General features: G+C 50.6%; 12 protein-coding genes. 3 read left to right on the forward strand and 9 right to left on the reverse strand.

Annotated features, from left to right (window positions below; translation table 11 throughout):
* Positions 1-63 precede the first annotated feature (63 nt).
* Positions 64-759: a 7-cyano-7-deazaguanine synthase QueC gene (gene queC, locus ACJHX7_RS10035; RefSeq protein WP_000817228.1), complete on the forward strand. Its 696-nt coding sequence runs from the start codon at positions 64-66 to the stop codon at positions 757-759.
* A 51-nt stretch (positions 760-810) separates the two neighbouring features.
* Here the strand turns inward: queC and fadM are convergent, their stop codons facing one another.
* From fadM to bolA, 9 genes are all read right to left on the reverse strand, one after another.
* Positions 811-1,209: a long-chain acyl-CoA thioesterase FadM gene (gene fadM, locus ACJHX7_RS10040; RefSeq protein WP_001194534.1), complete on the reverse strand. Its 399-nt coding sequence runs from the start codon at positions 1,207-1,209 to the stop codon at positions 811-813.
* A 105-nt stretch (positions 1,210-1,314) separates the two neighbouring features.
* Positions 1,315-1,686, reverse strand: a complete 372-nt coding sequence (locus ACJHX7_RS10045) for a helix-hairpin-helix domain-containing protein (RefSeq protein ID WP_000680294.1) — start codon at positions 1,684-1,686, stop codon at positions 1,315-1,317.
* Positions 1,687-1,836: 150 nt separating this feature from the next.
* The gene (gene ppiD, locus ACJHX7_RS10050; RefSeq protein WP_000969382.1) at positions 1,837-3,708 is read right to left on the reverse strand and encodes a peptidylprolyl isomerase; all 1,872 of its coding nucleotides are present in this window, start codon (positions 3,706-3,708) and stop codon (positions 1,837-1,839) included.
* 191 nt (positions 3,709-3,899) lie between these two features.
* Positions 3,900-4,190, reverse strand: coding sequence for a nucleoid-associated protein HU-beta (gene hupB, locus ACJHX7_RS10055; RefSeq protein ID WP_254892905.1), 291 nt, complete (start codon positions 4,188-4,190; stop codon positions 3,900-3,902).
* A 190-nt stretch (positions 4,191-4,380) separates the two neighbouring features.
* Complete coding sequence (lon, locus tag ACJHX7_RS10060; protein ID WP_001295325.1) at positions 4,381-6,735, reverse strand: endopeptidase La; 2,355 nt, start codon at positions 6,733-6,735, stop codon at positions 4,381-4,383.
* A gap of 187 nt (positions 6,736-6,922) precedes the next feature.
* Entirely contained in the window at positions 6,923-8,197 is a 1,275-nt protein-coding gene (gene clpX, locus ACJHX7_RS10065) for an ATP-dependent protease ATP-binding subunit ClpX (RefSeq protein ID WP_000130305.1), read from the reverse strand.
* Between the two features lie 125 nt (positions 8,198-8,322).
* Positions 8,323-8,946, reverse strand: coding sequence for an ATP-dependent Clp endopeptidase proteolytic subunit ClpP (gene clpP, locus ACJHX7_RS10070; protein WP_000122253.1), 624 nt, complete (start codon positions 8,944-8,946; stop codon positions 8,323-8,325).
* Between the two features lie 245 nt (positions 8,947-9,191).
* Complete coding sequence (gene tig / locus ACJHX7_RS10075; protein ID WP_001198386.1) at positions 9,192-10,490, reverse strand: trigger factor; 1,299 nt, start codon at positions 10,488-10,490, stop codon at positions 9,192-9,194.
* A 343-nt stretch (positions 10,491-10,833) separates the two neighbouring features.
* Positions 10,834-11,151 (reverse strand): transcriptional regulator BolA, encoded by a 318-nt coding sequence (bolA, locus tag ACJHX7_RS10080; RefSeq protein ID WP_000973448.1) that lies wholly within the window; start codon positions 11,149-11,151, stop codon positions 10,834-10,836.
* A gap of 304 nt (positions 11,152-11,455) precedes the next feature.
* Between bolA and ACJHX7_RS10085 the strand changes: the two genes are divergently transcribed.
* The gene (locus ACJHX7_RS10085; protein WP_094029727.1) at positions 11,456-12,034 is read left to right on the forward strand and encodes a lipoprotein; all 579 of its coding nucleotides are present in this window, start codon (positions 11,456-11,458) and stop codon (positions 12,032-12,034) included.
* Between the two features lie 43 nt (positions 12,035-12,077).
* On the forward strand, positions 12,078-13,553 hold the full coding sequence (gene ampG, locus ACJHX7_RS10090; RefSeq protein ID WP_000098423.1) for a muropeptide MFS transporter AmpG: 1,476 nt from the start codon (positions 12,078-12,080) through the stop codon (positions 13,551-13,553).
* Positions 13,554-13,648 lie beyond the last annotated feature (95 nt).

Genomic DNA, 13,648 nt, shown 5'->3' on the forward strand with positions numbered 1-13,648 from the left:
TAGCTGGTCCGGGTTCATCGCAGGCGTTACCATAACGCTTTTATTGTTCAAGCAGGATTATCTATGAAACGTGCTGTCGTTGTGTTCAGTGGAGGCCAGGATTCCACCACCTGTCTGGTGCAGGCATTACAACAATATGATGAAGTCCATTGCGTGACGTTCGATTACGGTCAGCGACATCGCGCAGAAATCGACGTGGCACGCGAACTGGCGCTGAAACTGGGAGCACGCGCGCATAAGGTTCTTGATGTAACGCTGCTCAACGAGCTGGCGGTCAGCAGCCTGACGCGTGACAGCATTCCGGTGCCTGATTATGAACCTGAAGCCGATGGCATCCCGAATACGTTTGTCCCTGGGCGTAATATTTTGTTCCTGACGCTGGCGGCAATATATGCGTATCAGGTAAAAGCAGAAGCGGTGATTACCGGCGTCTGCGAAACGGATTTCTCCGGCTACCCGGATTGCCGCGATGAGTTTGTGAAAGCACTAAACCATGCCGTCAGTTTAGGCATGGCGAAAGATATTCGTTTTGAAACGCCGCTGATGTGGATTGATAAAGCGGAAACCTGGGCGCTGGCTGATTATTACGGCAAACTAGATTTAGTCCGTAACGAAACGCTGACCTGTTATAACGGCATTAAAGGCGACGGTTGCGGTCATTGTGCGGCGTGTAATTTACGTGCCAACGGTTTGAATCATTATCTGGCCGATAAACCGACGGTGATGGCAGCGATGAAGCAGAAAACCGGGTTGAATTAATTATTCCGGGTGTCGCCGGATGCGGCTTGAGCATCCGGCACCACAAAACGTTTACTTAACCATCTGCTCCAGCTTTTCGCGCAATTCTCCTTCCAGAGCTAATGCTTTCTGCGTTTTAAGATCAATACAAACAAACGTAATAAGCGCATCCGCTACTACCTGCCCTTCCGGCTCCAGTGTAATGACCTGGCTTAAGATACCGCTTTTACCGTTTAATTGCTGTAACTGGCTCGTAATGGTTAACAAGTCGCTTAATACCGCCGGGCGACGATAGTTAATATTGATATTCACCACCACGAAAGCGATGTTATGGGCCGTCATCCACTGAAAACTGTCGCTATTTTCCAACCCATCCCAGCGGGCTTCTTCGAGAAATTCAAGGTAGCGGGCGTTGTTTACGTGCTGGTAAACGTCGAGATGATATCCACGAACTTTGATTTGTGTTTGCATAGCGCAATAACCTTACGTTGTTGTTATAAGAACTGTTATAAGTACAGAGGTCATAACTGGTATGACCTCTTCAGTCTGGCAAAAAATTGCCACTATGCAAATTAATTACAGGGTTAATACCGCCAGATTACGTTCCACCAGCGAATTGCCCATCCCCGGCACCTGCTTGAGATCCTCCACCGTTTTAAACGGACCGTACTCTTCGCGATAACTGACAATCGCCTGCGCTTTCTTCAGGCCAACGCCATTCATCGCGCGGGCTAACTCTTCCGCGCTGGCATTATTAATGCTGACCCGGGTGCCTTCTTCGTCACTGGCTTTCGCCGGTACTGCTGCTTTACTTTGTGCTGCAGGAGCTTCCGCTTTGGTTTCTACCGTTGTCGGTTTCGCCGCAGGAGCTGCCGCCAGAGCACTATGAGACATTCCGGCACAGGCCAGGGACAGGGTAATGAGCAGTGCTTTAATTCCGTGTTTCATACTGTTTTCTCCTTGTTTGTTAACAGTGGAATCACCTTAACGGCAGTGAAAACAGTAAACAAATGGCAATGTTCAGAAATGGAAAAGGCCGCGAAAGCGACCTTTTCTTGTTACAGCTGCAAAGCATTTTTTTGCGAGGCGACTTCAGGATTATTGCTGTTCCAGCGCATCGCCAATTTTGATTTTCGCCTCTTTACGCAGGTTACTCATCAGAGCTTCAAAGACGATTTGTGCGTTGTTCTGGGTGATACCCTGCACCATCGCTTTTTTCTGATCTTCCGGCATTGAACCTTGTTTCACTTCATCCAGCGCCAGCAGAACCACATTACCTTGCATATCGGTCGCCATACCGTAGCTCGGTTTGTCTTTCGCTGGCAGGGGCAGTGCAAACGCCGCCTGGCTAATCGGGTCACGACCGGAACGGCTTAAGGTTTTCGGCTCGCCAAATTTCAGACCGGCAGCCTGCATAGCTTCCGCACCTTTGCCGGCTTTCAAATCAACCAACAGTTTCTCAGCATCCACTTTCGCCTGTTGTTCAGCTTTGTTGTGCTGAACCAGTGCCTTAACTTGTTCCTGAACATCTGCCAACGGTTTCACCGCTTCCGGTTTGTGCTCGCTGATGCGCAGCACGAATGCGCGGTCGCCGTCTACGGTGATGATGTCAGAGTTGATGCCCGGCGCGCCGTTTTCACCTACCAGACCGCCGTTGAAGATAGCGTCGGCAACTGGCTTGAAGTTCAACTCTTCCGGCAGGTTATCTTTGCTGAACCAACCCGTCTGAGTGGCTTTAACGCCGGCAGCTTGCTCTGCACCGGCCAGAGACTCGGTATCATTGCTTGCTGCATCGCTCACTTTCTGCTGCAGTGCGTAGTACGCATCGAGGGCTTTTTCGTGTTTCACTTTCGCCGCGACATCGTCACGCACTTCGTCTAACGACTTCACTTTCGCTGGCTGAATGTCGTCCAGACGTACAATCAGGAAACCGACCGAAGATTTGATGACACCAGAGAGTTGGCCTTTTTCTTTCAGACCAGCATTTTTCAGTTCGTCCGGGATAGTGGCATCTTCTAACCAACCCATATCGCCGCCGTTACGGGCAGAGATAATATCGGCAGATTTTTCTTTGGCTAACGCAGCAAAATCACCGCCTTTATTCAGCTCATCAAGTACCGCTTTCGCTTCATCTTCAGTTTTGGTCTGGATGATGCTGTAGCGGGTACGCTGCGGCTGGGTGAATTGATCCTGATGCTGATCGTAGTAGCTCTGGATATCCGCATCGCTAACCGGTTGCTGCATCGTTGCGGCATCCAGCTTGATGTAACTCACGCGGAATTGTTCCGGCGTCATGAAATTGTTTTTGTTTTGTTCGTAGTAGCTGGCAATTTCCTGTTCGGTCACAGGCTGCTTCGCCGCCAGCGCGTTAACATCGATAGTCGCTTCACGTACCACGCGTTGTTGAGCTACCAGTGCCGCCAGCTCGTCGGTTTCACCTTTCAGCATAAAATCGGTACCGGCAACGCCGTTAATCAGCTGTTGGGTAGTGAGCTGGTTACGTAGCGCCTGGGCGTACTGATCGGCGGTCATCCCCATCTGGTTGAGGATACCGTTATAGCGGCTGTTATCAAATTTGCCGTCAACCTGGAAGGCTGGGGTCGCGAAAATCGCCTGTTTAACCTGCTCATCACTGATACCCAGTTTCAGCTCACGAGCGTACTGATCCAGCAGCGCCTCGTCGATCAGACGATTCAGCACCTGTTGACGCAGGGTTTTCATATAGCCTTCGTTCGCTGCAAGCTCAGAGTATTGATCGCCCAGCTGTTGCTGCATGCGATTACGCTCGCTGTTGAAGGCGTTCTCGAACTGCCCACGGCTGATTTCCTGGTCATTCACTTTTGCGGCGTAGTTATTGCCTCCGCCAATCAGGTAACCACTCACGCCGGTCAATATGAACGACACGATAATGATACCGAAAATAATCTTGAGCACGAGACTGTTTGCAGCCGTGCGTAAGCTGTCCATCATGGTGTAACAACACTCCGCTGTAGATGACTGTGTACCTCACGCAACGTATCGATGCGCGCAAAGGCCTATTGTGACAAGAAACGGGGGCAATTGTCAGCCCACAAGACGCAGAAAGTCACCGAATACAAATAAAAAAGGCACATCAGTAGATGCGCCCTTGAACTTCGTCACATCCCCACTGGGGACAACGCTTAGTTTACCGCGTCTTTCAGTGCTTTACCTGCACGGAAGCTCGGTACTTTAGCGGCAGCGATGGTGATCTCTTTACCGGTCTGCGGGTTGCGGCCAGTACGGGCAGCACGCTCTTTAACGGCAAAAGTACCAAAACCTACCAGTGCTACATCATCCCCTTCTTTCAGAGATTCAGTTACGGAAGCAATAATAGCATCTAACGCACGGCCAGCCGCAGCTTTAGAGATATCAGCCCCTGCAGCAATCTTGTCGATCAATTGAGATTTATTCACTCTTCTCTTCCTCTTTATAATTTATATCGCACTTGAATCCTTCAAGGTACGAACGCGCAGCAGTTATATCAGGCCAGCCATCCCCTTACAACACCCCTTAATAAGGGCAAGCCCAATCCGCCATCTAACTTAGCGAGACAAAAAAAGGCTGGCAAGTCCGAATTAGCCTGCCAGCCCTGTTTTTATTAGTGCATTTTGCGCGAGGTCACTATTTTGCAGTCACAACCTGCATGCCAGACGGTTCATTTTGCAGCGCCAGAGTCAGAACTTCCTCAATGCGTTTCACAGGATGAATATCCAGATCAGCAATTACGTTGTCAGGAATCTCTTCCAGATCGCGTTTATTTTCGAACGGAATTAACACTGTTTTAATCCCGCCGCGATGCGCTGCCAGTAGTTTTTCTTTCAAACCACCGATCGGCAGTACCTGACCACGCAGAGTGATCTCACCGGTCATTGCCACATCGGCACGAACCGGGTTACCGGTCAGGCAAGAAACCAGCGCGGTGCACATAGCAATACCGGCACTCGGACCATCTTTCGGCGTCGCACCTTCCGGTACGTGGACGTGGATGTCGCGTTTTTCATAAAAATCAGGGTTGATCCCCAGTTTTTCCGCACGCGCACGAACCACCGTTAACGCCGCCTGAATGGACTCCTGCATCACTTCGCCAAGCGATCCGGTATAGGTCAGTTTGCCTTTACCCGGAACGCACGCGGTTTCAATGGTCAGCAAGTCACCGCCCACTTCCGTCCACGCCAGACCAGTTACCTGACCGACACGGTTTTCGTTATCCGCGCGACCATAGTCGAAACGCTGAACACCGAGATAGTCATGCAGGTTATCGCCGTTAATTTCGATATGTTTTAATGACTTATCGAGCAGTAACTGCTTAACCGCTTTGCGACACAGTTTGGAGATTTCACGCTCCAGACCACGCACGCCCGCCTCACGGGTGTAGTAACGAATAATGCCGATAATGGCGCTATCGTCGACGGTCAGCTCACCTTTTTTCAGTGCATTACGTTCAATCTGCTTCGGCAGCAGGTGACGTTTGGCGATGTTCAGTTTTTCATCTTCGGTATAACCGGAGAGGCGAATCACTTCCATACGATCCAGCAGCGGTGCCGGAATGTTCATGGAGTTCGACGTCGCGACAAACATCACGTCGCTAAGGTCGTAATCCACTTCCAGGTAGTGGTCGCTGAACGCTACGTTCTGCTCTGGATCCAGCACTTCAAGCAGTGCGGAAGCCGGATCGCCTCGCATGTCAGAAGACATTTTGTCGATCTCATCGAGCAGGAACAGCGGGTTTTTCACGCCCACTTTCGCCATTTTCTGGATCAGTTTACCCGGCATAGAACCGATGTAAGTACGGCGGTGACCACGGATTTCCGCTTCATCACGCACGCCGCCCAGCGCCATACGGACATATTTACGCCCGGTGGCTTTGGCGATGGACTGCCCCAGGGACGTTTTACCTACCCCCGGTGGCCCTACCAGGCAGAGGATCGGTCCCTTGATTTTGTTGACACGGCTTTGAACCGCAAGATACTCAAGGATGCGATCTTTCACGCGCTCCAGACCATAATGGTCGGTATCAAGGATTTCCTGCGCCTGACGCAGGTCTTTTTTGACCTTGCTACGCGCATTCCACGGTACCTGTACCATCCAGTCGATATAACCACGCACTACGGTCGCTTCTGCCGACATCGGAGACATCATTTTCAGCTTCTGCAACTCTGCTTCCGCTTTCTCTTTTGCCTCTTTCGGCATTTTCGCCGCGTCGATTTTGCGCTTCAGGGCTTCGTTTTCGTCCGGCGCGTCGTCCATTTCACCGAGTTCTTTCTGAATAGCTTTCATTTGCTCGTTCAGATAGTACTCACGCTGGGATTTCTCCATCTGCTTTTTAACACGGTTGCGAATGCGTTTCTCAACCTGCAGCAGATCGATTTCCGATTCCATCATTGCCATCAGATATTCCAGACGTTCGTTAACGTCGGACATCTCCAGAACGGACTGTTTGTCAGCCAGTTTCAGCGGCATATGTGCAGCAATGGTATCCGCCAGACGCGCCGGATCGTCGATGCTATTCAGCGACGTCAGCACTTCTGGTGGAATTTTTTTGTTCAGCTTGATGTAGCCTTCGAACTGGCTGATTGCAGTACGCACCAGCACTTCCTGTTCCCGCTCATCAATGGTCGGCGACTCCAGATACTCCGCCTTCGCAGAAAAGTGTTCGCCATTGTCAGAGAGCGCAGAAATACGCGCGCGCTGTAACCCCTCGACCAGCACTTTGACGGTGCCGTCAGGCAGTTTCAGCATCTGCAATATAGAGGCCACGGTCCCGACGGTGAAAAGATCGTTTACACCCGGCTCATCCGTTGAAGCTTCTTTCTGCGCGACCAGCATAATTTTTTTATCATGGTCCATCGCCGCTTCCAGACAACGGATAGATTTTTCCCGCCCGACAAATAAGGGGATGACCATGTGCGGATAAACCACCACATCGCGCAGCGGCAATACGGGGATTTCAATGCGTTCAGAACGCTCAGGATTCATAGAGCTCTCTCTTAGTTTAATTTCCGCCAGGTAATCAGATGACACGACTGTGCTTCACGCCATCTATTAACATGTACGTCAGTATATGGGGATGTTTCCCCCACATTCAACGCCGAGAATAGAGGAAAAATTAAAGGGGAGATAAAATCCCCCCTTTTTGGTTAACTAATTGTATGGGAATGGTTAATTATTCACCAGATGCCTGTTGCGCTTCCGGCTTGCCATAAATCAGCAACGGCTTGCTTTGACCATCAATTACCGATTCGTCGATAACCACTTTTTCGACGTCTTCCATGGACGGCAGATCGTACATGGTATCGAGCAGTGCGGCTTCTACGATGGAACGCAGGCCACGGGCACCGGTTTTACGCGCCATCGCTTTCTTAGCGATAGCATCCAGCGCCTCGTCACGGAATTCCAGATCCACGCCTTCCAGATTAAACAGCGCCTGATACTGCTTGGTCAGGGCGTTTTTCGGCTCTTTGAGGATCTGAATCAGAGCTTCTTCGCTCAGTTCATTCAACGTTGCGACAACCGGCAGACGACCAATGAACTCAGGGATCAGACCAAACTTGATCAGATCTTCCGGTTCAACCTGCGCCAGCAGTTCACCTTCGCTTGCTTTGTCGGACTTCGCTTTTACCGTCGCGCCAAAACCAATGCCGGAACCGGTTTCTACACGATGGGAAATCACTTTATCCAGACCGGCAAACGCACCGCCACAGATAAACAGGATCTTAGAGGTATCAACCTGCAAGAATTCCTGTTGCGGATGTTTACGCCCACCTTGCGGCGGAACAGCAGCTACCGTACCTTCGATCAGTTTTAACAGTGCCTGCTGTACGCCTTCACCGGAAACGTCTCGGGTAATGGACGGGTTGTCTGACTTACGAGAAATCTTGTCGATTTCATCGATGTAGACAATCCCGCGCTGCGCTTTCTGTACGTCGTAATCGCACTTCTGCAACAGCTTCTGAATGATGTTTTCAACGTCTTCGCCCACATAACCGGCTTCGGTCAGCGTGGTTGCGTCAGCCATGGTGAACGGAACGTCCAGCAGGCGCGCCAGCGTTTCGGCCAGCAGCGTTTTACCGGAACCGGTCGGACCGATCAGCAGAATGTTACTTTTGCCCAACTCGACGCCATTGCTGGTATCTCCGTTGCGCAGACGTTTGTAGTGGTTGTATACCGCGACCGCCAGCACTTTTTTCGCCTGTTCCTGACCGATAACGTAATCGTCCAGGTGGTTGCGAATTTCATGCGGCGTTGGTAGCGCACTGCGTTCACGATGCGGTGCAACTTCTTTAATCTCTTCGCGAATGATGTCGTTACATAAATCAACACATTCGTCGCAGATATACACGGATGGACCGGCAATCAGCTTGCGCACTTCATGCTGGCTTTTGCCGCAAAAAGAGCAATACAGCAATTTGCCTGAGCCATCTTTGCGTTTATCTGTCATGGGTCAAAACCTCTTCTTTGTTCTTTGTGCCGCACACGACGACGCAAATGCCATTCTCAGGCGCAAGCCGCTTACAGCGTTGTGCCGCCCTGGATAAGTATAGCGGCACAGTTGCGCCTCTGGCATCAATTACGATGGGTCAGAATCGAATCGACCAGACCGTATTCCACCGCTTCAGGGGCGGAAAGGAAGCGATCGCGCTCGGTATCACGTTCAATCTGTTCTAATGATTGACCCGTATGAAGCGCCATAAGTTCATTCATGCGCCCTTTAACTTTCAGAATTTCACGGGCATGAATTTCGATATCGGTCGCCTGGCCCTGGTAGCCGCCCAACGGCTGGTGAATCATCACGCGCGAATTCGGCAGGCAGAAACGTTTACCTTTTGCCCCTGCAGTCAGCAAGAAAGCGCCCATCGAGGCCGCCTGGCCCATACAGATGGTGCTGACATCAGGCTTGATAAACTGCATGGTGTCATAGATAGACATCCCGGCAGTAATCACCCCGCCTGGAGAGTTAATGTACAGATAGATATCTTTTTCTGGGTTTTCTGCTTCCAGGAACAGCATCTGCGCCACAATCAGGTTAGCCATGTGGTCTTCAACCTGGCCAGTCAGAAAAATGACGCGTTCCTTAAGTAGACGAGAATAGATATCAAAAGAGCGCTCACCTCGTGAGGTCTGTTCAATGACCATCGGCACCAGCGCCATATGGGGTGCAAAGTTATCTCGTTCGCCGCTGTATGACATTTCCGTCTCCTGGATAAAATTGAAAAAACCTGCTGTACCGATTGTAACCTTATGGACGGATTATCAGCTAGTCCCTGTGTTATGGGTACGGCATCACCATATTTCAAGCATAACAATCTTTTGTTGTTACGCTAACACCGAAAGAGGCTTTTCGCACGGTTCCATGCAAAATTCATGACAAAAAAAAGCCCACCACCTAGCGGTGACGGGCCTTTGTGCGAATTTAGCGCGTTATGCTGCGTAAATTACGCCTGCTGGTTCATCAGCTCGTTGAAAGTGGTTTCTTTTTCAGTCACTTTCGCTTTCGCCAGTACAGCTTCAACAGCCTGTTCTTCCAGAGCAACATTGCGCATGTTGTCCATCAGTTCTTTGTTTTTGCTGTAGAACTCGATAACTTCTTTCGGATCTTCGTACGCAGAAGCCATCTCTTCGATCAGGCCTTTCACGCGCTCTTCGTCAGCTTTCAGCTCGTTGGTGCGGATAACTTCGCCCAGCAGCAGGCCAACAACTACGCGACGTTTAGCCTGTTCTTCGAACAGTTCACGCGGCAGTTCCAGAGCTTGTTTTTCGTTGCCACCGAAACGCTGTGCAGCCTGGCGACGCAGAACGTCGATTTCGCTGTCGATCAGCGCAGCCGGTACGTCGATGTCGTTAGCTTTTACCAGACCTTCGATCGCCTGAGACTTAACGCGGTTACGGATGGCGCTCTTCAGCTCGCGCTCCATGTTTTTACGCACTTCAGCGCGCAGACCTTCTACGGAACCATCTTCAACGCCGAAACGTTTGATGAATTCAGCAGTCAGTTCCGGCAGTTCACGCTCTTCAACTTTCTTCAGGTTGATAGCGAATTTCGCTGCTTTACCTTTCAGGTTTTCTGCGTGGTATTCTTCCGGGAAGGTCACGTCGATGGTGAACTCTTCGCCAGCTTTGTGGCCTTTGATACCGTCTTCAAAGCCCGGGATCATACGACCCTGGCCCATCGCCAGTACGAAATCAGACGCTTTACCGCCTTCGAACTCTTCGCCGTCTACAGAACCGGTGAAGTCGATGGTTACGCGGTCTTCTGCTTCAACAGCGCCGTCTTTTTCTTTCCAGGTCGCCTGCTGTTTACGCAGAGTATCCAGCATGCCGTCAACGTCAGCATCGGTCACTTCAACGATCGGTTTTTCAACTTCGATCGCTTCCAGACCCTGCAGTTCAACTTCCGGATAAACTTCAAACTCTACAGAGTAGGTGAAGTCTTCACCCAGCTTGTATTCGCCCGGAACATAAGTCGGTGCGCCAGCCGGATTGATTTTTTCTTTAATGATGGCGTCAATGAAGTTACGGCTCATCAGGTCACCCAGAACGTCCTGGCGTACAGACGCGCCATAACGCTGAGCAACGATATTCATTGGCACTTTGCCTTTGCGGAAGCCGTCAATACGTACTTTTTTCGCAACGTTGACCAGCTCGCTTTTAACAGCGGTCTCGATGCTGTCAGCAGCGATAGTAATCGTTACACGGCGGCCAAGGCCTTGAGTGGTTTCAACTGAAACTTGCATCTTGTTACCTCAAAAAATCACAGTGCTCGGTCAACTCTTACCCCGCAAGCACAGGTTGTTGGCTTCGCGGAACCGGGATGTTCTTATAATCAATCACATTCCCTGTTACCAGAATCATCCCGAAAGCATTCAAATAGGACGCGGCATTATAGCGGCATCACTTTTATGAGTCGAGAACGGTTATTGCGCGCTGTCGCGTATTTTTTCACAATTCCCGGGCAATTTTCGTCTGAATGCTGGGCAAAAAGCGCAAAATCCAGACAAAACAAAACGGCCCGCAGGCCGTTTTTCATAAAATCTTTAGCAACATACTGGAAAAGCGCCGACAGTTGCAAATGCGTTTTTACGCGATGCTTCCTGCTCCACGACAGGGAGGAGAGGCAAAGACGGTGTCCTGCAACCCTTCCCACTCCTTAATAGTGTAAGTATGCAGAGCCAGCGCATGAACGGTAGTAGAGAGTTCCTCCGCTAAAGTACTGTAAATCATTCGATGACGATTCAGAAAACGTTCACCCGTAAAACGATCGCTGACCAGCACAACTTTAAAATGGCTTTCAGAGCCGGCTGGGACATTGTGACGATAGCTTTCATCCACTACTTCGAGGAATACGGGTTGGAACGCCGCCCTTAATTTTTCTTCTATCCGCTCACGTATCATCATGAAATATCTCCTCCGACAACGCTGAGATGTCATCCATCCCTTTAAATACTAGCCGCTTTTACCGTTTCCATTGCAGCTTAACAACAAATATTTAGGTTTCGTCCTGGTTTTTCCGTCAAGCGTATGAAGTTTACTGATTTAAAGATTGAAACACAGGCCTCGCATCAGCGTTTCTTTTACCAGGGGCGATTATTTCGTCAACATGATGAATTTACATGCCTTACCCACTTCCCCTCGCCGTTGGCAATGTTATGATGGCGGGAATTTTTACCAAACACGCTTAAGAGTCTCTGAGAGCCCGAACATGTTCAAAAAAATCCTCTTCCCGTTAGTTGCTCTGTTTATGCTTGCAGGATGCGCAAAACCGCCAACAACTATTGAAGTTTCACCGACGATAACACTGCCACAGCAGGATCCAAGCCTGATGGGCGTCACCGTAAGCATTAATGGTGCCGATCAGCGTACCGATCAGGCGCTGGCAAAAGTCACCCGCGATAATCAAATCGTTACCCTGACCGCCTCCCGCGATCTGCGTTTCCTGCTGCAAGAAGTGCTGGAAAAACAGATGACCGCGCGTGGTTACATGGTTGGTCCGAATGGCCCGGTTAATCTGCAAATCATCGTTAGCCAACTGTATGCTGACGTGTCCCAGGGCAACGTGCGCTATAACATCGCCACCAAAGCGGATATCGCTATCATCGCTACCGCGCAGAATGGCAACAAAATGACCAAAAACTATCGTGCCAGCTACAACGTTGAAGGTGCGTTCCAGGCCTCCAACAAAAATATCGCCGATGCGGTTAACAGTGTGCTGACCGATACCATCGCTGATATGTCTCAGGACACCAGCATCCACGAATTCATCAAGCATAACGCGCGTTAATTTCTGCCCTCTGGCCCGGTGCAAGCCGGGCCTGTAGACGCCCATGTCCAGTCAATATTTACGTATTTTTCAACAGCCACGTTCAGCCATATTGCTGATTCTGGGTTTTGCTTCCGGGCTACCGCTCGCCCTGACGTCCGGCACCTTACAGGCCTGGATGACGGTCGAGAATATCGATCTCAAAACCATTGGTTTCTTCTCTCTGGTAGGCCAGGCTTACGTTTTTAAATTCCTCTGGTCACCACTGATGGACCGCTACACGCCCCCATTTTTCGGGCGGCGGCGCGGTTGGCTGCTCGCCACGCAAATTCTGTTATTAGTCGCCATTGCGGCGATGGGTTTTCTCGAACCAGGCACCCAGCTCCGCTGGATGGCGGCACTGGCGGTGGTGATCGCTTTTTGCTCTGCCTCCCAGGATATTGTCTTCGATGCGTGGAAAACCGATGTGCTCCCGGCAGAAGAACGTGGTGCGGGCGCGGCAATCAGCGTGCTGGGTTACCGTTTAGGGATGCTGGTTTCCGGCGGCTTAGCCCTGTGGCTGGCAGATAAATGGCTGGGCTGGCAGGGCATGTACTGGTTGATGGCGGCGCTGTTGATCCCCTGTATTATCGCGACGTTGCTTGCACCAGAACCCACCGACACCATTCCTGTGCCCAAAACGCTGGAACAAGCGGTTGTTGCACCTCTGCGCGATTTCTTTGGTCGCAATAATGCCTGGCTTATTTTGCTTCTTATCGTGCTGTATAAGCTGGGCGACGCATTCGCTATGAGCCTGACAACCACGTTTTTGATTCGCGGCGTCGGGTTTGATGCGGGTGAAGTAGGCGTGGTTAACAAAACGCTTGGCTTACTGGCGACCATTGTTGGCGCATTGTACGGTGGGATTTTGATGCAGCGCCTGTCGCTGTTCCGTGCACTGCTGATTTTCGGCATTTTACAAGGTGCATCTAACGCCGGTTACTGGCTGCTGTCGATTACTGATAAGCATCTCTACAGCATGGGTGCAGCCGTCTTTTTCGAAAACCTCTGTGGCGGGATGGGTACATCAGCCTTTGTCGCGCTGTTAATGACGCTGTGTAATAAGTCATTTTCCGCTACTCAATTTGCCCTGCTCTCAGCGCTTTCTGCTGTAGGGCGAGTTTATGTCGGCCCCGTGGCGGGTTGGTTTGTTGAAGCACACGGCTGGTCGACATTCTATCTGTTCTCCGTCGCCGCTGCCGTACCAGGGCTTATTTTACTGCTGATTTGTCGCCAGACGCTTGAATATACACGAGTAAATGACAACTTTATCTCCCGTACCGAATATCCGGCAGGTTATGCCTTTGCCATGTGGACACTGGCGGCGGGCGTCAGCCTGTTGGCCGTGTGGTTACTGCTGTTGACGATGGACGCGCTGGATTTGACGCACTTCTCTTTCCTGCCTGCTCTGCTGGAAGTCGGGGTTTTAGTCGCCCTTTCTGGCGTCGTGCTTGGTGGTTTACTGGATTATCTGGCGCTACGAAAAACACATCTGACGTAATCTGTAAATATTATTTAGCTGTAGTAATCACTCGCCGTAATTATTACGGCTAAATAAACATCAGCATCGCTTATTAATATTTGTTCTTTTGTGCG

Source organism: Escherichia sp. WS1451, from assembly GCF_046487365.1.
GTDB lineage: Bacteria > Pseudomonadota > Gammaproteobacteria > Enterobacterales > Enterobacteriaceae > Escherichia > Escherichia coli.